Raw genomic sequence first — 22,241 nt, 5'->3', positions numbered from 1 at the left:
ACGCGCGCCGCGCGCCCCCTCGGGCGCCCGCGCCGGGCCGGAACCACCGGGCGACGGCGGCCCGCACCCCGGCGCCCCGGCGGAACGTGACGATCCACGCATCCGTCCCGCCCCGATCCGGGCCCCGGCCGGAGTAGCGTCGTCAGTTCGCGGCATCCGCCGCACCCCGAACCCCGGCAAGCCCAGCAGCCCCGCAGACCCACCAGGACCGGCGATCCCCACGTGAGCTCCTCCTCCACCACCCGGCACAGTCCGCACCGTCCGACACGGCGCCGGACCGCGGGCGCGTACCGTCTGGTGCGCACCCGGCCGGGCTCCGTGGAGCCCCCCCTCCTGGACGCGGCGCAGCGCGCCGTGGTTGATCACCCCGGCGGACCGCTGCTGGTCCTCGCCGGTCCCGGCACCGGCAAGACCACCACGCTCGTCGAGGCCGTCGCGGCCCGCGTCGACCGGGGCGCCGACCCGGCCCGGATGCTGATCCTCACCTTCAGCCGCAAGGCCGCCGTCGAACTCCGCGACCGCATGGCCGCCCGGCTCGGCGCCCTCCGCGGCCCGCAGGCCACCACCTTCCACTCCTTCTGCTACGCCCTGGTCCGCGCCCATCAGGACGCCGATCTGTTCGCCGACCCGCTGCGGCTGCTCTCCGGCCCCGAACAGGACGTCACCGTCCGCGAGCTGCTGGCCGGCCAGCTCGACCTGGAGAAGGAGGGGCTCTCCGGCATCCGCTGGCCCGAGGAGCTGCGCGCCTGTCTGACCACGCGCGGTTTCGCCGACGAGGTGCGCGCGGTGCTCGCCCGCAGCCGTGAGCTGGGCCTCGGCCCCGACGCGCTCGCGGACTTCGCCCGCCGCACCGGCCGCCCCGACTGGGGCGCCGCCGCCGCCTTCCTCGCCGAGTACCTGGACGTCCTGGACGCCCAGGGGGTGCTCGACTACGCGGAGCTGGTCCACCGGGCCGTGCTCCTCGCCGAGCGCCCGGAGGTGGCGGCGCTGCTGGCCGGCCGCTACGACACCGTCCTCGTCGACGAGTACCAGGACACCGACCCGGCCCAGGTCCGGCTGCTGCACGCGCTGGCCGGGAACCGGGGGAGCACCCCGGGCGGCGGCGGGGGCCGGGACCTGATCGCGTTCGGCGACCCGGACCAGTCGATCTACGCGTTCCGGGGCGCCGATGTGAACGGCATCCTGGACTTCCCCGAGCGCTTCCGCCGCGCCGACGGCGCCCCCGCCCCCGTCGGCGTCCTCACCACCTCGCGCCGCTCCGGCGAGGCGGTGCTGGCCGCGACCCGGCTGCTGACCCGGCGGATGCCCCTCAACCGGCTGCCGTCGGCGAAGGTCCGCGCCCACCGCGAGCTGGCCGCCGTCCGCGAGGGCGGCAGCGTGGAGACGTACACCTACCCGACCGCCTCCGCCGAACTGGAGAACATCGCCGATCTGCTGCGCCGGGCCCATCTGGAGGACGGGGTGCCGTGGCGCGAGATGGCCGTGCTGGTGAGGGCCGGCGGCCGGACGATCCCCGCCGTCCGCCGCGCCCTGACCTCGGCGGGCGTTCCCCTGGAGGTCGACGGCGACGACCTGGCCCTGCGCCACGAACCGGCGGTCGCCCCCCTGCTGACCGCACTGCGCACGGTCGCGAAGGCCGCGCTGCGACGGGGCCGGGACACGGAGGCGGAAGCGGCGGGCGGTGCCGACGGGGCCGGTGGTGCCGACGGGGCTGAAGGTGCCATCGGAACCGGTGAGGCCGACGGAGCCGGTGATGCCGACAGGACCGGTGATGCCGCCGAGGCCGGTGGCGCTGACGTGGCTGACAGTGCCACCGGGACCGAAGCGGCGACCGAGGCGGCGACCGAAGCGGCGTCCGAAGCCCGGCCCGTCACCTCCTGGCTGGACACCGAGACCGCGCTGACCCTGCTCTCCTCGCCGCTGGGCGCCATGGACGCCGCCGATCTGCGCCGGCTGGGCCGTGCCCTGCGCGACGAGGAGCGCGACGCGGGCAACCGGCTGCCCGCGCCCTCCGGCGAACTGCTCGCCCGCGCGCTCGCCGAACCGGAGCGGCTGGTGACGCACGATCCGGCGTACGCCCGCGGCGCCCAGCGCCTCGGCGCGCTGCTGCGCGCGGCGCGCGAGCTGCTGGAGCGCGGCGGCACCGCCGAGGAGGCCCTGTGGGAGCTGTGGTCGGGCACTCCGTGGCCGGCCAGGCTGGAGCGCGCGGCCCTGCGCGGGGGCGCCGCCGGGCGCAACGCGGACCGCGACCTCGACGCGGTGTGCGCCCTCTTCGAGACCGCGGCCCGCGCGGAGGAACGCACCGGGGGGCGGGGCGCGCTCAACTTCCTCGAAGAGGTCGACGCCCAGGACATCGCCGCCGACACCCTCACCCGCCGCGCGGTGCGGCCCGACGCCGTCCGCCTGATGACCGCCCACCGCTCCAAGGGCCTGGAATGGCACCTCGTCGTCGTCGCCGGGGTGCAGGAAGGGCTCTGGCCGGACCTGCGGCGGCGCGGTTCACTGCTCGAAGCGGACCGGATCGGCCGCGACGGCATCGCCGAACCCCTCACCCCGGGCGCGCTGCTCGCCGAGGAGCGCCGGCTCTTCTACGTGGCGGCGACCCGCGCCCGCGACCGCCTCGTCGTCACGGCGGTCAAGGCCCCGGCCGACGACGGCGACCAGCCCTCCCGCTTCCTCACCGAGCTGGGCGTCGAGCCCCGCGACGTCACCGGCCGCCCGCGCCGCCCCCTCGCCGTCGCCGCGCTCGTCGCCGAACTGCGCGCCACCACCGTCGACCCCGAGGCCTCCGAAGCGCTGCGCGAGGCCGCCGCCCACCGCCTCGCCCGGCTCGCCGCGCTCGCCGACGACGAGGGGCAGCCGCTCGTCCCCTCGGCCCACCCGTACCGGTGGTGGGGGCTGCACGAACCGACCCGCTCGTCCGTTGCGCTGCGCGACCGGGACCAGCCGGTGACCCTCTCCGGCAGCGCCCTGGACCAGCTGGCCCGCACCTGCGCGCTCCAGTGGTTCCTGGGCCGCGAGGTGAAGGCCGACGCCCCGGCGACCGCCGCCCAGGGCTTCGGCAACGTCGTCCACGTCCTGGCCGACGAGGTGGCCTCCGGCCGTACGCCCGCGGATCTGGCCGTCCTCCTGGAACGGCTCGACTCGGTCTGGGACGGGCTCGCCTTCGACGCCCCCTGGAAGTCGGGGCAGGAGAAGGAGCAGGCCCGTGTCGCCCTCGAACGCTTCCTGCGCTGGCACGTCATGGACCGCGCCGGCCGCACCCCGGTCGCCAGCGAGCACGACTTCGACGTGACGCTGGAGGCGGGGGAGTACGAGGTGCGCATCCGGGGCTCCATGGACCGGGTCGAGCGCGACGCCGAGGGCCGGGCCTACGTCGTCGACTTCAAGACCGGCAAGCAGGCCCCGACGAAGGACGAGGTGGCCCGCCACCCGCAGCTCGCCGTCTACCAGCTCGCCGTGCGGGAGGGCGCCGTCGACGAGGTCTTCGACGGCACCCGCCCCGAGTCCGGCGGCGCCGAACTCGTCCAGCTGCGCCAGGCCGCCCCCAAGAAGGAGGGCGGCGACACCGCGCCCAAGGTGCAGTCCCAGCAGCCGCCCGACACCGAGTGGGTCTCCGACCTCCTGGCGACCGCCGCGGGACGGGTCCTGGACGAGCGCTTCACCCCGTCGGCCGGCCAGCACTGCACCCACTGCGCGTTCCGCGCCTCGTGCAGCGCGCGGCCGGAGGGCCGGCACATCGTGGAGTGAGGCCCGCCCGTCAGACCTTGCGGGCCACCACCCCGTACACGCTCACGTCCGCGTCCGTGACGTCGTCGATCCGCCGGTAGCGCGTACGGTCCAGCGCGTCCAGACCCGCCACGAACTCCGGGTCCGGATCGGCGGCCTCCGGCAGGTCCACGACCTCCTCGGGACGCCACCGGTGCACCGGAACGACACCCGGCTCCAGCATCTCCAGGCCGTTGTCGGTGACGAAGCGCTCCACCTGGGCGCGCGAGCGGCGGACCATGGCGAAACCGCGCTCCTCGAACGCCTTCGTCACCTGCCCGACCTGCTCGGGGTTGAGGTCCGAGCTGAGATTGCTCAGGATCAGATGGCTGCCGGGCGCCAGGGCGCCGAGCAGCCGCTCGACGATCGGGTACGCCTCGTCGTCCTCGATGAAGTGCAGCACCGCGGCGAGCACCAGGGCCACCGGCCGGTCCAGGTCCAGGGTGCGGCGGGCCGCCTCCAGGATCGTGTCCGGATCGCGCAGATCCGCCTCGATGTAGTCGGTGCGCCCCTCCGGACCGCTGGTCAGCAGGGCCTGCGCGTGGACGAGGACGACCGGGTCGTTGTCCACGTACACCACCCGGGCGTCCGGGGCGATCGCCTGGACGATCTGGTGCACGTTCTGCTGCGTGGGCAGCCCCGTGCCGACGTCCAGGAACTGCCGCACCCCGGCCTCGGCGGCCAGGGTCACCGCCCGCCGCATGAAGTCCCGGTTGTGCCGCACCGTGAGGTATCCGCGCGGATTGGCGCGCAGCGCCATGGCCGCGGCCTCCCGGTCCGCCGGATAGTTGTCCTTGCCGCCGAGGAAGACGTCGTAGACCCGCGCCGGGTGCGCCTTCGTCGTGTCGATGCGCTCCCGGAGTTCCGCGGCGTCCGGGGCGGGGGCGTCGGCGCTCATATGACCGTCCTCGTAAGGCTGTTGATGCGACAGGCAGTCAATGTAGACGGTGAGCGGGGGCGGAGGTTGTCGGTGGGGCCGGTTAGCCTCGGTGGAGTGTCCCCTCGCCTCACCGATCCCGAGCAGCTCAAGGAGCTCCTGGGGATCCCCTTCACCCCGGAGCAGACCGCGTGCATCGTCGCGCCGCCCGCCCCCCAGGTGATCGTCGCCGGCGCCGGGTCCGGCAAGACCACGGTGATGGCTGCGCGCGTGGTGTGGCTCGTCGGGACCGGACAGGTCGCCCCCGAGCAGGTCCTCGGCCTCACCTTCACCAACAAGGCGGCCGGCGAGCTGGCCGAGCGCGTCCGCAGGGCCCTGGTCGCCGCCGGGGTCACCGACCCCGACACCCTCGACCCGGACGACCCCCCGGGCGAGCCCGGCATCTCCACGTACCACGCCTTCGCCGGGAAGCTGCTCACCGACCACGGGCTGAGGATCGGACTGGAGCCCACCACCCGGCTCCTCGCCGACGCCACGCGCTACCAGCTCGCCGCCCGCGTGCTGCGCGAGGCCCCCGGCCCGTACCCCGCGCTGACCAGGTCGTTCCCCACGCTCGTCAGCGATGTGCTGGCCCTCGACGCCGAGCTGGCCGAACACCTCGTACGCCCCGAACAGCTCGCCGCGTACGACACGGGGCTGCTGCACACCCTGGAGAGCGCCCGGCTCACCAACGCCGACCTGCGGAAGATCCCGGAGACCGCCGGGGCCCGCCGGGAGCTGCTCGCGCTCACCCGCCGCTACCGGGACGCCAAGCGCGCCCGCGACCTCCTCGACTTCGGCGACCAGATCGCCCTCTCCGCCGAGCTGGCCCTCACCCGCCCCGAGGTCGGCGCCCTCCTGCGCGAGGAGTACCGGGTGGTCCTGCTCGACGAGTACCAGGACACCTCCGTCGCCCAGCGGCTCCTGCTCTCCGCCCTCTTCGGCAGCGGCCCCGGCGGCGTCCCGACCGGCCACGCCGTCACCGCCGTCGGCGACCCCTGCCAGGCCATCTACGGCTGGCGCGGCGCCTCCGTCGCCAACCTCGACGACTTCCCCCGCCACTTCCCGCACGCCGACGGCACCCCCGCCGCCCGGTACTCCCTCAGCGAGAACCGCCGCAGCGGCGGCCGCCTGCTGCACCTCGCCAACGGGCTCGCCGCCCCGCTGCGCGCCATGCACGAGGGCGTCGAGGCCCTGCGCCCCGCCCCCGGGGCCGAGCGCGACGGCCTGGTCCGCTGCGCCCTGCTGCCCACCCACGGCGAGGAGATCGCCTGGCTCGCGGACGCGATCGCCCATCTGGTGCGCACCGGCACCGCACCCGGCGAGATCGCCGTCCTGTGCCGCACCGCGGGGGACTTCCCGCAGATCCAGGCCGCGCTGGTCGCCCGCGACGTCCCGGTCGAGGTGGTCGGCCTGTCCGGACTGCTCCACCTGCCCGAGGTCGCCGACCTCGTCGCCGTCTGCGAGGTCCTCCAGGACCCGGGGGCCAACGCCTCCCTGGTCCGGCTGCTCACCGGCCCCCGCTGGCGGATCGGCCCGCGCGACCTGGCCCTCCTCGGCCGCCGCGCCCGCCTCCTCGTCCACCGGGCCGCCCACGGCGAGGACGCCGACCCCGACCGCAGGCTCGCCGAGGCCGTGGAGGGCGTCGACCCGGCCGAGGTCATCTCGCTGGCCGACGCCCTGGACACCTTCCTCGACTCCGGCGGCGAGGACGACCGGCTGCCCTTCTCCACCGAGGCCCGCGTCCGCTTCGCCCGGCTCGCCGCCGAGCTGCGCGAGCTGCGCCGCTCGCTCGCCGACCCGCTGATGGACGTCCTGCACCGGGTGCTGGCCGCCACCGGCCTGGAGGTCGAGCTGTCCGCCTCCCCGCAGGCCCTGGCAGCCCGCCGCCGCGAGACCCTGGCCAACTTCCTCGACGTCGCCGCCCGCTTCGCCGCCGTCGACGGCGAGGCCACCCTCCTCGCCTTCCTCGCCTTCCTGCGCACCGCCGTCCAGTACGAGAAGGGCCTCGACAACGCGCTGCCCGGCGGCGAGAACACCGTCAAGGTCCTCACCGCCCACAAGTCCAAGGGCCTGGAATGGGACGTGGTGGCCGTGCCCGGCCTGGTCACCGGCCAGTTCCCCAGCAGCAGGGCCCGCGAGGCCTGGACCACCCAGCCCCAGGTCCTCCCGCACGCCCTGCGCGGCGACACCGCCACCCTCCCCGCCCTGGACACCTTCGACGCCCGCGGGCTCAAGGGCTTCAAGGAGGAGATGAAGGACCACCAGAACACCGAGGAGCTGCGCCTCGGCTACGTCACCTTCACCCGCCCCCGGAGCCTGCTCCTCGGCTCCGGCCACTGGTGGGGCCCCGACCAGAAGAAGCCGCGCGGCCCCTCCGCCTTCCTGCACGCCCTGTACGACCACTGCGCCGCCGGCCACGGCGAGATCGAGGCATGGGCGGACGAGCCCGCCGAGGACGCCGAGAACCCGTCCCTGGACGGGGCCGCCGCCGACCACGCCTGGCCGCTGCCCCTGGACGGCACCGCGCTCGCCCGCCGCCGCGCCGCCGCCGACCTCGTCATGGCCCATCTGACCGCCCTGGAGTCCGGCGGCCCGGCCCCGGACGCCGTTGCGCACGACGCCGTCCCCGAGGAGCCCTGGGCGGACGGCAGCCTCTTCGCGGACGGGGACACCTTCCCGGACGGGGACCCGTTCCCGGACGGGGACCCGTTCCCGGACGAGGACCCTTTTTCGGACGAGGAGCCGTTCCCGGACGAGGAGCCGTTCCCCGAGGACGAGCCGTTCCCGCAGGACGGGCCGTTCCCCGACGAGCAGCGGCCCGCCGGCCGCCCGGCCCGCGACCAGGCGCCCACGCGCCCCGACGACGGCCCGGCCCCCGCCCCCGCCCGGACGGCCGCCCCGCACGTCCCCGCGGCCCGCGCCCCCGAGCGGGCGAACGGCCGGCTCACCCCGGAGGAGGCCCGCACCCTGGCCTCCTGGGACCGCGACCTCGACGCCCTCGCCGGAGAGCTGCGCCGCGCCCGCGCCACCGTGCGCGACGTCCTCGTACCGGCCTCGCTCTCCGCCACCCAGCTGCTGCGCCTGGCCGACGACCCGGACGGCTTCGCGCAGGAGCTGGCCCGGCCCATGCCCCGGCCCCCGCAGCCCGCCGCCCGCCGCGGCACCCGCTTCCACGCCTGGGTCGAGTCCCGCTTCGAGGAACTGCCGCTGCCCCTGCTCGGCCCCGACGAACTGCCCGGGGGTGACGAGAACGACACCGACATCGCCGACGAGCGCGATCTCGCCGAACTGAAGGAGGCCTTCGAGCGCACCCCGTACGCCCGGCGCACCCCGTACCGCGTGGAGACCCCGTTCCAGATCACCCTGGCCGGCCGGGTGATCCGGGGCCGTATCGACGCCGTGTACCGCACGGGCGACACGTACGAGATCGTCGACTGGAAGACCAGCCGCACCCTCACCGCCGACCCGCTCCAGCTCGCCGTCTACCGGCTGGCCTGGGCCGAACTGCACGGTCTGCCGCTCACCGACGTCACCGCCACCTTCGTCTTCGTCCGCACCGGCGAGTGCGTCCGGCCGGCCCGGCTCCCGGGCCGGCCCGAACTGGAGCGGATCCTCCTGGACGAGCCACCGCCCGCGGCCCGATAAGCTGAAGGTCATGAGCGACACCCCGGACAACGCCGTCCGTACGTACACCGAGCAGCACCGCGCGGCCTTCCTCGACGACCTCGCCGAGTGGCTGCGCATCCCCTCCGTATCCGCCCAGCCGGAGCACGACGGGGACGTACGGCGCAGTGCCGAGTGGCTGTCCGCCAAGCTGAAGGAGACCGGATTCCCGGTCGCCGAGGTCTGGGAGACCGACGGCGCGCCCGCCGTGTTCGCCGAGTGGCCCTCCGACGACCCGGACGCCCCCACGGTCCTCGTGTACGGACACCACGACGTCCAGCCCGCCGCCCGCGAGGACGGCTGGAGCACCGACCCCTTCGAGCCGGTGATCCGCGACGGACGGATGTACGGGCGGGGCGCGGCCGACGACAAGGGGCAGGTGTTCTTCCACACGCTGGGCGTCCGCGCCCACCTCGCCACGACCGGCCGCACCGCCCCCGCCGTCCACCTCAAGCTCCTCGTCGAGGGCGAGGAGGAGTCCGGTTCCCCGCACTTCCGGGCCCTGGTCGAGCAGCGGGCCGGCCGCCTCGCCGCGGACGCCGTGATCGTCTCCGACACCGGCATGTGGGACGAGACCACCCCGACCGTCTGCACCGGCATGCGCGGCCTCGCCGAGTGCGAGATCGAGCTGCGCGGACCGGACCAGGACATCCACTCCGGATCCTTCGGCGGAGCCGTCCCCAACCCGGCCACCGAGATCGCCCGGCTGGTCGCCGCGCTCCACGACGCCGACGGACGGGTCGCGGTCCCCGGTTTCTACGACGGGGTGGCCGAGCTGACCGAAACCGAACGCGCCCTCTTCGCCGAGCTGCCCTTCGACGAGGCGACCTGGCTGCGCACCGCCCGCTCCGGCGCCGCCTCGGGCGAGGCCGGATACTCCACGCTGGAGCGGATCTGGGCCCGCCCCACCGCCGAGGTCAACGGCATCGGCGGCGGCTACCAGGGCGCCGGAAGCAAGACCATCATCCCCTCCGCCGCCCGCGCGAAGATCAGCTTCCGGCTGGTCGCCGGCCAGGACCCCGACCACGTCCAGCGGGTCGTCCGCGCCTGGGCCGAGTCCCGCGTCCCCGCGGGAATCAGCCGGACCATCACCTTCCTCCCGGCCACCCGGCCCTGCCTCACGCCGCTGGACCACCCCGCCCTGCAGGCCGTGGCCCGCGCCATGGGCCGGGCCTTCGACCGGAAGATCCTCTTCACCCGCGAAGGAGGCTCGGGACCCGCTGCGGACCTCCAGGACGTGCTCGGCGCCCCCGTCCTCTTCCTGGGCATCTCCGTACCGTCCGACGGCTGGCACGCCCCCGACGAGAAGGTCGAACTGGACCTCCTGTTCAAGGGTGTGGAGACCACCGCCCATCTCTGGGGCGAACTGGCGGCCGCACTCCGCTGAATCCTGAACACCCGATCCATCCCGGGGGAGTAGGAAGCACCTGTGAGCACCTTCGACAACGCCACCACGGACCGTCCCATCGGCCTGACCGCGCCCAGCGGCATCGACCGCGCCGCGCACCACCGCCTCGACGAGGCCTGGCTGGCCGCCGCGTGGAGCCACCCGACGACCCGGGTCTTCGTCGTCTCCGGAGGGCAGGCGCTGATCGACGACACCGAGGACGGCACCGAACTCGTGATGACCCCGGCCTTCGAGGCCCCGGTCACCGAGACCCACCGCTACTTCCTCGGCACGGACGCGGACGGGGTCAGCTACTTCGCGCTCCAGAAGGACTCACTGCCCGGCCGCATGGACCAGTCGGCCCGCCCGGCCGGTCTGCGCGAGGCCGGACTGCTCCTCGGCCCCCGCGACGCCGGACTGATGGTGCACGCGGTGGCGCTGGAGAACTGGCAGCGGCTGCACCGCTTCTGCTCGCGCTGCGGCGAGCGCACGGTGATCGCGGCCGCCGGCCACATCCGCCGCTGCCCGGCCTGCGGCGCCGAGCACTACCCCCGCACCGACCCGGCGGTCATCATGCTCGTCACCGACGACCAGGACCGCGCGCTGCTCGGCCGCCAGGTCCACTGGCCCGAGGGCCGCTTCTCCACCCTGGCCGGATTCGTCGAGCCCGGTGAGTCGATCGAGCAGTCCGTGGCCCGCGAGGTGTTCGAGGAGGCGGGCATCACCGTCGGCGAGGTCGAGTACCTGGCCAGCCAGCCCTGGCCCTTCCCCTCCAGCCTGATGCTCGGCTTCATGGCGCGGGCCGAGACCTTCGAGATCAACGTCGACGGCGAGGAGATCGAGGAGGCCCGCTGGTTCTCCCGCGAGGAACTGACCGCCGCCTTCGAATCGGGCGAGATGCTTCCCCCGTTCGGCATCTCGATCGCCTCCCGCCTGATCGAGAGCTGGTACGGCAAGCCGCTCCCGAAGCCGGTCCGCGCGAGCTGACCGGTCCCCGGTCCCCGGTCCCGGCACGAACGCGACCGCCCGCCGCTCCCCGCCCTCGCGGACGGGAAACGGCGGGCGGTCGTGGTCCGGCTCCGCGGGCGGCGCCGGACCGGACGGTCGGATCAGGCGCCGATCTTCTGCTTGACCTGGGCCAGCGAGGGGTTCGTCAGGGTCGAACCGTCCGGGAAGAGCACGGTCGGAACCGTCTGGTTTCCGCCATTCGCCTTCTCGACAAAGGCCGCCGACTCCGGGTCCAGCTCGATGTTGACCTCGGTGTACGCGATGCCCTCGCGGTCCATCTGGCCCTTGAGCCGACGGCAGTAGCCGCACCACGTGGTGCTGTACATCGTCACAGTGCCCGGCATGTCTTCGCGCTCCTCTGTCTCATTCGGTTCCGGCACCCCACCACGCCCCGTCACGGTGCGATCCCTCACGTCCGGACCGCCGGGGCGCGCGTTGCCGCACGGAAGGGGAACGTACGTGACCTGGCCACCATTCCCGCGACCGCCCCCGGGTGTCCGGGATTACGCCGTGCCGGAACGCCCCTCGCACGACCCGCGCCGGTCCTACTAATACGGCACCCCTGTGGACAGGCCCCGCTCCCGCCCCTCACGACCTGGCAGCATGGCGGGGTGACATCAGCAACGCATTCCACCCTCTTCCCTCAGGTCCCCGACTCCGCCGACGCCGTCCTGGACGGGCTCGACCCCGAGCAGCGCGAGGTCGCCGTGGCCCTCCAGGGACCGGTCTGCGTGCTGGCCGGAGCCGGTACGGGCAAGACCCGGGCGATCACGCACCGCATCGCCTACGGGGTGCGGGCCGGGATCCTCCAGCCGACCAGCGTGCTGGCCGTCACGTTCACCAACCGCGCTGCCGGGGAGATGCGCGGACGCCTCCGCCAGCTCGGCGCGGAGGGCGTCCAGGCCCGCACCTTCCACTCCGCGGCCCTCCGCCAGCTCCAGTACTTCTGGCCGAAAGCAGTCGGCGGTGACCTGCCCCGGCTGCTGGAGCGCAAGGTCCAGCTGGTCGCCGAGGCCGCCACCCGCTGCCGCATCCGGCTCGATCGCACCGAGCTGCGCGATGTCACCGGCGAGATCGAATGGGCCAAGGTCACCCAGACCGTCCCCGCCGACTACCCGGCGGTCGTCGCCAAGTCCCAGCGCGAGGCCCCGCGCGACCCCGCCGAGATCTCCCAGGTCTACGCGATGTACGAGCAGCTGAAGCGCGACCGCTCGGTGATCGACTTCGAGGACGTCCTGCTCCTCACCGTCGCCGTCCTCCAGGACCGCCACGACATCGCCGACCACGTCCGCCGCCAGTACCAGCACTTCGTGGTCGACGAGTACCAGGACGTCAGCCCGCTCCAGCAGCGGCTCCTGGACCTCTGGCTCGGCGACCGGGACAGCCTCTGCGTCGTCGGCGACGCCAGCCAGACGATCTACTCCTTCACCGGAGCCACCCCGGACCACCTGCTGAACTTCCGCACCCGCCACCCCGGGGCCACCGTCGTCAAGCTCGTCCGGGACTACCGCTCCACCCCGCAGGTCGTCCACCTGGCCAACGGACTGCTCTCCCAGGCCCGCGGCCGGGCCGCCGAGCACCGCCTCGCCCTGGTCTCGCAGCGCGAGCCCGGCCCCGAGCCCTCCTACGTGGAATACGCGGACGAGCCCGCCGAGGCCGAGGGCACCGCCCGCCGCATCCGCGACCTGATCGCCGCCGGGGTCCCGGCCGGCGAGATCGCCGTGCTCTTCCGGGTCAACGCGCAGTCCGAGGTCTACGAGCAGGCCCTCGCGGACGCCGGCGTGCCCTACCAGCTCCGGGGCGCGGAGCGGTTCTTCGAACGGGCCGAGGTGCGCGAGGCGGGAGTGGCGCTGCGCGGCGCGGCACGCGCCGGTTCCAACGACTCCCTGCTGGACGACGCCGAGGGCCTGCCCTCCGAGGTGCGCGCCGTGCTCTCGGCCCTGGGCTGGAGCGCCGAGCCGCCCGCCGGATCGGGAGCGGTGCGTGACCGCTGGGAGTCCCTGGCCGCCCTGGTCCGGCTCGCCGAGGACTTCGAACGGGCCAGGCCCGGCGCCACCCTCTCCGACCTCGTCGCCGAACTCGACGCGCGGGCCGCGGCCCAGCACGCCCCCACCGTCCAGGGCGTCACCCTCGCCTCCCTGCACTCGGCCAAGGGCCTGGAGTGGGACGCCGTGTTCCTGGTCGGGCTCACCGAGGGCATGATGCCGATCACCTACGCCAGGACGGACGAGCAGATCGAGGAGGAGCGCCGGCTGCTCTACGTCGGCGTCACCCGGGCCCGACTCCACCTCGGCCTGTCCTGGTCGCTGGCCCGCTCGCCCGGCGGCCGGGCGAACCGCCGCCCCAGCCGGTTCCTGAACGGGCTGCGCCCCGGCTCGACGGCCCCCGGCGGCCGCGCCGCGGCCGTCGGCGGCGGAGGCGTCGAGCGCCCGGCCGGTGCCGCCCGCCGCCGGCAGCGCGGGCCCGCGCGGTGCCGGGTCTGCGGCAGGACCCTGACCGACGCCGGCGAGATGAAGCTGATGCGCTGCGACGACTGCCCGTCCGACATGGACGAGGCGCTGTACGAGCGGCTGCGGGACTGGCGCGCCGTCCGCGCCGGTGAGATCGGCCAGCCCGCCTACTGCGTGTTCACCGACAAGACCCTGATGGCCATCGCGGAGGCCGTGCCCGGCACCGAGGGCGAGCTGGCCGGGATCTCCGGGGTCGGCGCGCGGAAGCTGGGCCGGTTCGGCGCCGCCGTGCTGGACATCTGCGCAGGTGGGGACGGGTTCGACCGGTCCGAGGAGGACGACGGCGAGGAATGAGAAAAACTCGTCGGAAAAATAGTTTGCGCCCGCCCCAGTCATCACCATAGGTTCTTAACCACGGGAACAGCGGCTTCTCTGAAGCCCGGATCCTGTGCTGTACTTATCCAAATACGCAGGACCGGTTCACCCGGTCCCCCGAGACGCCGAGAGGAGGCGATTGAAGTGATCAGCATCATCGAGACCAACAAAATGACCGATCTCTCGGTCGTCTCCGCCTGCTCGCTCGGCCTCGCCTGCTCCAAGGATGTCTCGCTGCGCGGCACCGGTCTGTCCGGCATTCCTGCCTTCGGTCCGCTGTCTCTGTCGAGCCTTCCCGTGCGGGAGCGCAATGAGCGACCGGCCCAGGCACCGGCAGCAGCAGTAGCGAAGGGACAGGCCCAGGCCTATGCCTTTGCCGCCGTCGGTGCGGGAGCGGGAGCCGAAGCCGGTCAGAAGATGACGCACCACCACACGATGTGGGCCTTCCGTGGGCCTGAACCCTGGAGTGATCCAGCCTGATCGACGATCAGGCCGGCGCCTTCAGGGCCGCGGAACCCCACTCGGGATCCGCGGCCCTTTTGTTTTGTCCGAACGGACGAGACAGCACGAAGGAGCCTCGGAACAAGCAGGACCTGGTACCAGCCACCCCCCGGCCAACACGCCGGAAACGACCAGACGAGGACACCACCACCGTGCAACTCGAAGCGCACGCCCCGTCCGTACCGCCTTCCGACACGATCCCCCCGCCCGGCTCCACGGAGGACTCCACCTTGATGCCCCTCACCGCGCTCACCGCGCTCGACGACGCCATCGAGAACCTCGGCGTACCCGTCCCCTGCCGCTCCTACGACCCGGAGGTCTTCTTCGCCGAGTCGCCGGCCGACGTCGAGTACGCCAAGTCCCTCTGCCGGACCTGTCCGCTCGTCGAGGCCTGCCTCGCCGGCGCCAAGGAGCGCCGCGAGCCCTGGGGCGTCTGGGGCGGTGAGCTCTTCATCCAGGGCGTCGTCGTCGCCCGCAAGCGGCCCCGTGGCCGTCCGCGCAAGAACCCGGTCGCGGCGTGACCGCCGACCTGGGGGTTCCGGCCCCCAAGCACCTGAAGCGCATCGGAACCATCGACCGTCCCCTCACCCACGACCCCCGAAACCAGGCAGCAATGACCCTCCCCACCAGTGAGCCCGTCGGCTCCGCGACACCGGACGTCACCATCATCGGCGCGAACGACTCGCGTCAGAACAGGACCCGTGAGATGCAACTCATCCCAGAAGCCCTGGCTCGTGCCCATATGCACGACCGCCTGCGCGAAGCGGAGTCGGAGCGCCAGGCCCTGCGCCTGGTGGCCGCCCGCCGCATGCAGCGCCGGGCCGAGCGCGCCTCGATGCGCGCCCGCCGCGCGCTCGCCATGGCGGTCATGCACTGACCCGAGCAGGACCGCAGTACCCGCAGTACCCGCCGGGGCACGGCCGCTCTCCGTGCCCCGGCCCGCACCACCACCCACAGCAGTACCCCTACCGCGGGGCCGGTCCGCTCGGACCGGCCCCGCGGTCGTGTGCGCGGGACCGGCCCGCCGTGACCCTCGCTCGTCGGGGCCTCGATGCCCGGTGGAGGCGGGCGGGAGCCGGGGCCGGGGAGCCGGCCGCTGTGGAGGCGGGGGCGCGAGGACGGCGTTATCGTCACGAGATGGACGAGCACCAGCACCCCGGAGAGGCCGGTCCCGACGACATCGTGTGCGCGCTGTGCGGCGCCCGCGCCGAGAACGGCACCCCGCCCCCGACCTGGCTCTTCTCCGTGGAGAACGGCAGCCGCCGCTACTTCTGCGAGGTCTGCTCCCGCGCCCACATCAGAGCGGTCGAGGGCCGCCTCGACTCGACCTGGTGGTGACGGCCGGAGCCCACCGGGACACCCCGCCGGAACCCACTCACACCATGTCCGCCGGCTCCGGCTTCACTTCTACCTCCGCCTTCGTCCTCGGTTCGACGCCCGGTTCGACGGCCGGTTCGACGGCCGGCTCGGTGTCGGGCTCGTCGGAGGACTCGGCGGTGAATTCGGGGTCGGTTCCGGCGGGGGTTCCGTCGGCGGTCGCGGCCTCCGGCAGGACGAACCCCGGGAGCCAGGACTCCAGTTCGTCGCGCAGCCGGACCGTGGCGCCCAACTGGCACAGCACCCCGATCGTGCTCAGCGTCACCCGGTGTATCAGCAGATAGGAGGGCGGCAGGTTCAACTGTTTGCCCAGCTGATGGGCGGGCGAGCGGGGGTCCGCTATGCGCGCGGCCTGGCTGCGCATCCACCCCCGGGTGAAGGTGAACTCCTCCACCTCGGCCGGCTCGATGATCGGCAGGAGATAGTCGAGCACCGCTTCGGGATCGAGGTCGATGGAGTCCTTGACGAACCCCTCCGCGCGCAGCATCTCGTACACCGCGACGGCGTCGCCCCCGAGCGTCAGCCGCAAGGAGTCCCCGATGGGCCGGGGCAGTCCGCCGGGCAGCCGGTCCACGGTCCCGAAGTCCAGCACCCCCAGCCGCCAGCCGTCCACCCCGTCCCGAGGGTCCGCGCCCTCGTCACCGGCCGGAGGCAGCAACCGGAAGTTCCCCGGGTGCGGGTCCGCGTGCAGCAGCCCCGTGCGCGCCGGACCCGAGAACAGGAACCGGGCGAGCAACTGCCCGGCCCGGTCCCGCTGCTCGCGGGTTCCCCCGCTGATCACCTCGGCCAGCGGCACCCCGTCGACCCACTCGGTGACCAGCACCTGCTCGCCCTGGTGGACCACCCCGGGGACCACCACATCGGGATCGTCCGCGAACTCCTCGGCGTGCTCCCGCTGCGACCGCGCCTCCTGCTCGTAGTCCAGCTCCTCCGACACCCGGTCGCGCAGCTCCGTGATGAGCGGCTTGATGTCCATGCCCGGAACCAGCGGGCCGAGCAGCCGGGCGAACCGGCTCAGCTGCGTCAGATCGGAGAGCAACGCCTCTCCGGCGCCCGGATACTGCACCTTCACCGCGACATCCCGGCCGTCGTGCCACACCGCCCGGTGCACCTGGCCGATCGAGGCGGCGGCCGACGGCCTGTCGTCGAACTCCAGGAACAGCTCCCGCCACCCCTCACCGAGCCGCTCCTCCAGCACCGCGTGGACCGTGGCCGCCGGCAACGGGGGCGCGGCCTCCTGGAGTTTGGTCAGAGCCGCCCGGTACGGTCCGGCGACCTCCTCGGGCAGCGCCGACTCGAAGACGGACAGCGCCTGGCCGAGCTTCATCGCCCCGCCCTTCAACTCGCCCAGCACCTTGAAGAGCTGATCGGCCGTGCGCTGCTGGACCTCGCGGGCCACCAGCTCCGCGGACTTCCCTCCGATGCGCCTGCCCAGCCCCCACGTGGCACGGCCGGCGAAACCCAAGGGCAGCGCGGCCAGCTTGGCGGTACGGGTGACCGCCTTCCGGGGAAGATCAGACATGTGCCCCTCCAATTCCCAGACTGCCGCGCTGCGTGCGGCGGTTACCCGGCCATTGTGTCGTGCGCCGCGCCGGCGCCGGAGGTGCGCACCCCCTCAGTGTGCCCACCCGCGCCACAGGAACAGTCGAGGTGCGCCGCGATCCGTTCCCGCCGCCAGTCCAACAGCGGCAGCGCCGCCTCCCAGCGTGCCCCCGTGCTGCCCGGCAGCTCTCCGTCGAGGAAGGCCAGGGCGTGCGCGGCGGCCAGCCCCGCCACCGCCGTCGCCAGGGCGAGATCGCAGGCCTGGGCGCCGGAGCGCCGGCCGGACCGCCACTGGGCCACCATCCGGGGCCACTGCGGATCCCGCTCGCGCCGCCCCCGGTCGAGGCAGCCCGCGCAGGCCGTGCCGCCCGGCAGCACCAGCGGCCCGACGAACCCGGTCGCCTCCACGACCCCGGCATAGAGATGCGGAGTGCCCGAGGCGATCCACGGCTCGGCGGTGCCCGGATCGGGGACGTACGCCGTGAATCCGTCACGCGGAGCGACGACGATCAGCGACAGTCCCGGCTCACCGCTCCGGTGGCAGGAGCCCCGGCCCCCGGAGCGGGGCAACGGTCCGGGGGAGGAGCGGCGGACGAGCCGGCCCGCCGCCGTGTCCCGGCGTTCGCCGACCGCCGAGGGCGGCAGCCCGCCGGGCGCCACGTCCCGGGGCTCCGCGCATCCGCCGTCCATGACCTCGACCCGGCCGACCCCGGCCCCCGACAGCACCGCCGCGAGCGTGGCACCGACCCGGCCCGCGCCCCGGACCTGGACCCGCATGGAGCGGCGGGCGGCGAGGCGGCGCATCGCACCGCCCGGTTCGGGATGGACGACGGAGAGCGAGGCGAGGTCGGGCCGCCGGCGCTCCAGCGCGTCGGCCCGTGCGCGCAGGGCCTCGGCGTCCGGACCGCCCGCCCGCACGTCGTCGACGAGCCCCGCCTCCGACAGCCGTCCCACCAGCGTGTCCACATGGTGATCGCTCAGGTCGAGCGCTCTGGCCTCCTCGCGCAGCAGCGGCATGCCGCGCGTTCCGTCGAGTAGTTCCAGGAAACAGCCCGTCGCCCCGTCCATCGGGCCGACCTTCACGGCATGCGCGGGTGTCACGCCGAATTGCACGGTTCCGTTGCCGCGCCAGGCGCGACGCAATGCGGGTTTCAACATCGGATGCACGGCTTCCCCCGGTCTGTGCGGCTGTGCGAGATCCATTGCCAGAATGCGACGGACCGGGGAAGCGCGGGAAAAGTTGTCCACAGGGGAGGGGTATTAGTCGTTCAAATGGTGCAAGGCTCGGGACGGATCATGGGCGAACCGTCCCGGAGGCGGGACTTCCCCCACGTACAGCGGGTAACGTCGGGGCGTGCCCGCCGACCCGTCACCCGGCTTCGGGGAGACTTCCGCGCGCCGCGCCGGAACCCACCGGCGCAGTGCGGCCGACCACCAGCCCCGTGCGTCGGCGACGAGCGCGGTCGAGGTCCGCAGGAGCACCCGCCGCAGCAGAACGGTCTCCGCGTACCGGGAGGGCGACCGCACGATCGTGCTGATCCCGGCCCGGATGTCCGAGGCCGAGGAGCAGCGCTGGGTCAGTGTGATGCTCGACAAGCTCGCCGCCCAGGAGAACAAACGCACCCTCGGTGACACCGAGCTGGCGGAGCGCGCGGAGCGGCTGTCCGCCCAGTACTTCGACGGCCGCGCCCGGCCCGTGTCGGTGCGCTGGGTCACCAATCAGAACACCCGCTGGGGCTCGTGCACCCCCGCCGAGGGCAGCATCCGCCTCTCGCACCGGCTGCAGGGCATGCCGGAGTACGTCGTCGACTACGTCCTCGTCCACGAGCTGGCGCATCTGCTGGTTCCCGGGCACGGCCCGCGGTTCTGGCGGCTGCTCGACGCCTATCCCCGCACCGAGCGGGCGCGGGGCTATCTGGAAGGCGTCGTGGCGGCCGAACGGCTGCCCCACCTGCCCGCCGCGCGCGGCGAGTGACGTTCGCGATTCTGTACCGGGTCGGTACCGGCTTGGTCCGGTGCCCGAGTTTGCGGTTAGCCTGGCGCGACGCATTCACCTTCCGGATGGGGGACGGTCGTTACGCATGGCCAGGGAATTCCAACGCGGCCACAAGGCCAAGATCAGTGATCTGACACCGGGGACGGACCTGTACGTAGGGGTGCAGATCGCCGGCCCGGGGCTGTCCTTCGACATCAGCTGCTTCGGCCTGGACGCCAATGAGCAGTTGTCCGACGACCGTTATTTCATCTTCTTCAACCAGCCGAAATCGCCCGAGGAGTCCATTCAGCTGCTCGGCGCCCAGGCCGGTGACACGGAGTCCTTCCGCGTCACGCTGGACCGCATTCCGGCGAACATCCACAAGCTCTCCTTCACCGCGACGGTGGACGGCGCAGGGCAGATGTCGCAGGTCGGGCCCGGGTACATCCGGATCGTCGCGGGCGGCGAGGAGGTGGTGCGGTACGCGTTCACCGGCGCGGAATTCACCACCGAGCGCGCGGTGATGCTGGGTGACTTCTATCTCAAGGACGTCTGGCGGTTCGCCGCCGTCGGCCAGGGCTTCGACGGCGGTCTCGAAGCACTCCTGAAGAACTTCGGCGGCGAGGTCGCCGAGGAGGAGGCCCCCGCCGCCCCGCAGCCGCAGTCCGCCGCCCCGGGGTTCGCCCCGCCCGCGCAGGCCGCGGCGCCGCCCGCGTTCGGTGCCCCGGCCGCCCCGGCGCCCGCCGCGCCGCAGGCCCCGCAGCCCGTCGCGCCTCAGGCCCCGTCCTTCGGCGCCCCCGCGGCCCCGGCCCCCACGCCGCAGCAGCAGATGCACGCGGCGCCGACGATCGTGGCGCCCCTGGCCCCGCAGGGCGGCAGCGTCCCGCCCCCGCCGCCGCCCGCCCCGTACGGCCAGCAGCCCCCGCAGCAGTTCGGGCAGGTCCCGCCGCAGGCGCCCGCCGCCTTCGGCCAGCCCGCCCCCGCCCCGTACGGTCAGCCGGCCCCGGCTCCGTACGGCCAGCAGCCGCCCGGCATGCCGCCGCAGGGAATGCCGCCCCAGGGCATGCCTCCTCAGGGGATGCCCCCGATGGGCATGCCGCAGGGGGTGCCGCAGACCGGTGCCGGACTGGTCGCCGCGCTCCAGCCGTACAAGGAGACCCCGACCGGTCAGCGCTGGACCCCGCAGAACCAGAAGCTCATGCGCGTCGACCTCACCGTCGGCGGCGCCGGGGTGCTGGCCCGCCAGGGCAGCATGGTGATGTACCAGGGCAAGGTCGACTTCTCCTACAAGGGCGCGGGCTTCGCGGGCCGGATCGTCGGCAACGCCACCGGCCAGGAGATGCAGCTGATGCGCTGTACCGGCCGCGGCCAGGTCTTCCTCGCCGAGGACGCCTCCCATCTGCACTCCATCGAGCTCCAGGGCGACGGCATCTGCGTCTCCGCGGAGAACGTCCTCGCCTTCGACGAGTCGCTCCAGTACGAGGTCCGCAGGATCGAGGGCCACGGCATCCCCGGCGGCGCCCTGTTCACCATGCAGTTCCAGGGCAGCGGCACCATCGTCGTCAAGACCCACGGCACCCCGGTGGTCCTGCCCGTCACCCCGACCACCTTCGCCGACTGCAACGCCGTGGTGGCGTGGTCCTCGGCCTCCCAGGTGATCATCTCCAGCCAGGTCCGGCTGCGCCGCAACGCCTACCCCGGCCACAGCGGCGAGACCGTGAACCTGCAGTTCCGGGGCGCCCCCGGCAACTTCATCGTCGTCCAGCCCTACGAGGTCTGAGGGAGCCCGTCATGAACCAGCAACTCGCGGGCTACGCCCCGACCCCCGTCACGGCCCGGATGGAGAACCACGGCCATTCGATGCTGAAGGTCGCCATGGCGACCGGCCAGGACCTCTTCGCGCGCACCGGCTCGATGGTCGCGTACGAGGGCTTCATCCAGTACGAGCCCAACCCGCCGGCCGTCCGCCAGATCGCCTCCCAGTGGATCACCGGCGAGGGCATGCCGCTCATGAAGTGCACCGGCGACGGACTGCTCTACCTCGCCGACTACGGCGCCGACGTGGTCGTCGTCCACCTCAACAACGAATCGCTCTCGGTCAACGGCACCAACGTCCTCGCCTTCGACGCGAGCCTCACCTGGGGCGTCGAGCGGGTCAAGGGGCTCGCCAAGTTCGCGGGCCAGGGCCTGTGGAACGTGTGCATCTCCGGCAGCGGCTGGGTCGCCATCACCTCGCGCGGCACGCCGATCGTCGTCGACTGCGGGCGCGGCGAGGACGAGACGTACGTCGACCCGGACGCCCTCGTCGCCTGGTCCCCGAACCTGAAGGTGAAGGGCAAGCGCAGCTTCAAGGCGTCCTCCCTCATCGGGCGGGGCAGCGGCGAGGCGTTCCAGATGGCCTTCTCCGGCCAGGGGATCGTCGTCGTCCAGCCGAGCGAGGACAGCACCGACCGGCTGCGCGTCCGGAACTGACGGGGAGGGAGAACACCACCATGCAGAGTTCGCTTTTCGGCTACACGGAACAGCAGTCCCAGGAGCGGTACACCGTTCAGAACCCGCAGCTCCTCAGGGTCGCGCTCACCGGCCAGGACGACGTCCTCGCCCGCAAGGGGGCCATGGTCGCCTACCAGGGGCTGATGGAGTTCGACGGCGAGTACCAGTCGCACGGCCAGCGCCGCGCCCGCGCGAGCACCGGTGAGGGCCTGGACCTGATGCGCTGCTCCGGCCAGGGCACCGTCTTCTTCGCCAACCTCGCGCAGCACGTCCACGTGGTGGACGTCGACCACGACGGTCTGACCGTCGACAGCGCCTACGTCCTCGCGCTCGACTCGTCGCTGCACTTCGAGGTCATCGCCGTGGACAGCCAGTACGGCATCTCCGGCACCGGCAAGTACCAGCTCAACATCTCCGGCACCGGCAAGGTCGCGCTGATGACCTCCGGCCAGCCGCTGATGATGCAGGTGACACCGGACAAGTACGTCAACGCCGACGCCGACGCGATCGTCGCCTGGTCCAGCTCGCTGCGGGTGCAGATGCAGGCCCAGACGCACTCCTCGGGCGTGTTCCGCCGCCGCGGCAACACGGGCGAGGGCTGGGAGCTCAGCTTCCTCGGACAGGGCTACGCCCTGGTGCAGCCGAGCGAGGTGCTGCCTCCGCAGAGCGCCCAGATCGGACAGGGCCTGCGCGCCCAGTACGGCATGGGCCAGCAGGGCGTCCACGCGCAGAACCAGGGCAACGCCTGGAACTGAGCCACCCGCCCCCGTGTGCGACGGGTGA

The 22,241-nt window shown here is 73.4% G+C and carries 17 protein-coding genes; 13 read left to right on the top strand and 4 right to left on the bottom strand.

All coding sequences use genetic code 11. From position 1 onward, the window contains the following. Positions 1–222: 222 nt before the first annotated feature. Positions 223–3,750: an ATP-dependent helicase gene (locus ACZ4FH_RS05365; RefSeq protein WP_467302388.1), complete on the top strand. Its 3,528-nt coding sequence runs from the start codon at positions 223–225 to the stop codon at positions 3,748–3,750. 10 nt (positions 3,751–3,760) lie between these two features. Here the strand turns inward: ACZ4FH_RS05365 and ACZ4FH_RS05360 are convergent, their stop codons facing one another. Next, a complete protein-coding gene (locus tag ACZ4FH_RS05360) occupies positions 3,761–4,666 on the bottom strand; it encodes an SAM-dependent methyltransferase (RefSeq protein ID WP_467302387.1) in 906 nt (301 codons plus the stop codon). A 96-nt stretch (positions 4,667–4,762) separates the two neighbouring features. Here ACZ4FH_RS05360 and ACZ4FH_RS05355 point away from each other — a divergent pair, with 96 nt between their 5' ends. The 3 genes from ACZ4FH_RS05355 to nudC are packed head-to-tail and all read left to right on the top strand — an operon-like array spanning position 4,763 to position 10,724. After that, positions 4,763–8,332, top strand: coding sequence for a UvrD-helicase domain-containing protein (locus ACZ4FH_RS05355; RefSeq protein ID WP_467302386.1), 3,570 nt, complete (start codon positions 4,763–4,765; stop codon positions 8,330–8,332). Positions 8,333–8,342: 10 nt separating this feature from the next. Beyond that, on the top strand, positions 8,343–9,737 hold the full coding sequence (locus ACZ4FH_RS05350; RefSeq protein ID WP_467302384.1) for a dipeptidase: 1,395 nt from the start codon (positions 8,343–8,345) through the stop codon (positions 9,735–9,737). A gap of 42 nt (positions 9,738–9,779) precedes the next feature. After that, on the top strand, positions 9,780–10,724 hold the full coding sequence (gene nudC / locus ACZ4FH_RS05345) for an NAD(+) diphosphatase (protein ID WP_467302382.1): 945 nt from the start codon (positions 9,780–9,782) through the stop codon (positions 10,722–10,724). 122 nt (positions 10,725–10,846) lie between these two features. Here the strand turns inward: nudC and ACZ4FH_RS05340 are convergent, their stop codons facing one another. After that, positions 10,847–11,089, bottom strand: a complete 243-nt coding sequence (locus tag ACZ4FH_RS05340; protein ID WP_073744993.1) for a mycoredoxin — start codon at positions 11,087–11,089, stop codon at positions 10,847–10,849. A 267-nt stretch (positions 11,090–11,356) separates the two neighbouring features. Between ACZ4FH_RS05340 and ACZ4FH_RS05335 the strand changes: the two genes are divergently transcribed. The 5 genes from ACZ4FH_RS05335 to ACZ4FH_RS05315 all read left to right on the top strand — a co-directional run bounded on the left by ACZ4FH_RS05335 (position 11,357) and on the right by ACZ4FH_RS05315 (position 15,409). Further along, a complete protein-coding gene (locus ACZ4FH_RS05335; protein WP_467302379.1) occupies positions 11,357–13,549 on the top strand; it encodes an ATP-dependent DNA helicase UvrD2 in 2,193 nt (730 codons plus the stop codon). Positions 13,550–13,714: 165 nt separating this feature from the next. Further along, a complete protein-coding gene (locus ACZ4FH_RS05330) occupies positions 13,715–14,050 on the top strand; it encodes a hypothetical protein (protein WP_467302377.1) in 336 nt (111 codons plus the stop codon). 173 nt (positions 14,051–14,223) lie between these two features. After that, on the top strand, positions 14,224–14,592 hold the full coding sequence (locus tag ACZ4FH_RS05325; RefSeq protein WP_467302375.1) for a WhiB family transcriptional regulator: 369 nt from the start codon (positions 14,224–14,226) through the stop codon (positions 14,590–14,592). After that, a complete protein-coding gene (locus tag ACZ4FH_RS05320) occupies positions 14,589–14,948 on the top strand; it encodes a hypothetical protein (protein WP_383634742.1) in 360 nt (119 codons plus the stop codon). Before ACZ4FH_RS05325 ends, ACZ4FH_RS05320 begins: the two co-directional genes overlap by 4 nt. Before the next feature lie 260 nt (positions 14,949–15,208). Next, positions 15,209–15,409, top strand: coding sequence for a hypothetical protein (locus ACZ4FH_RS05315; RefSeq protein WP_467302373.1), 201 nt, complete (start codon positions 15,209–15,211; stop codon positions 15,407–15,409). 37 nt (positions 15,410–15,446) lie between these two features. On the opposite strand, the gene ACZ4FH_RS05310 is transcribed toward ACZ4FH_RS05315, so the two are convergent. Together ACZ4FH_RS05310 and ACZ4FH_RS05305 are read right to left on the bottom strand one after the other, a co-directional pair. After that, positions 15,447–16,970 (bottom strand): ABC1 kinase family protein, encoded by a 1,524-nt coding sequence (locus tag ACZ4FH_RS05310; protein WP_467302371.1) that lies wholly within the window; start codon positions 16,968–16,970, stop codon positions 15,447–15,449. Between the two features lie 41 nt (positions 16,971–17,011). Beyond that, complete coding sequence (locus ACZ4FH_RS05305; RefSeq protein ID WP_467302370.1) at positions 17,012–18,157, bottom strand: ThiF family adenylyltransferase; 1,146 nt, start codon at positions 18,155–18,157, stop codon at positions 17,012–17,014. A gap of 187 nt (positions 18,158–18,344) precedes the next feature. Between ACZ4FH_RS05305 and ACZ4FH_RS05300 the strand changes: the two genes are divergently transcribed. The 4 genes from ACZ4FH_RS05300 to ACZ4FH_RS05285 all read left to right on the top strand — a co-directional run bounded on the left by ACZ4FH_RS05300 (position 18,345) and on the right by ACZ4FH_RS05285 (position 22,213). Continuing rightward, a complete protein-coding gene (locus tag ACZ4FH_RS05300) occupies positions 18,345–18,965 on the top strand; it encodes a M48 metallopeptidase family protein (protein WP_467302368.1) in 621 nt (206 codons plus the stop codon). A gap of 106 nt (positions 18,966–19,071) precedes the next feature. Then, the gene (locus tag ACZ4FH_RS05295) at positions 19,072–20,745 is read left to right on the top strand and encodes a TerD family protein (protein WP_467302366.1); all 1,674 of its coding nucleotides are present in this window, start codon (positions 19,072–19,074) and stop codon (positions 20,743–20,745) included. Positions 20,746–20,756: 11 nt separating this feature from the next. After that, the gene (locus tag ACZ4FH_RS05290) at positions 20,757–21,437 is read left to right on the top strand and encodes an AIM24 family protein (RefSeq protein WP_385112443.1); all 681 of its coding nucleotides are present in this window, start codon (positions 20,757–20,759) and stop codon (positions 21,435–21,437) included. 20 nt (positions 21,438–21,457) lie between these two features. Further along, positions 21,458–22,213 carry an AIM24 family protein gene (locus ACZ4FH_RS05285; RefSeq protein WP_467302364.1) on the top strand — a complete coding sequence of 252 codons (756 nt, stop codon included), beginning with the start codon at positions 21,458–21,460 and terminating at the stop codon, positions 22,211–22,213. Positions 22,214–22,241 lie beyond the last annotated feature (28 nt).

It is taken from the genome of Streptomyces sp. NPDC024555 (genome assembly GCF_055559335.1).
The sequence above is the reverse complement of the archived record's forward strand: the minus strand, read 5'-3'. Positions and strand labels throughout refer to the sequence as shown.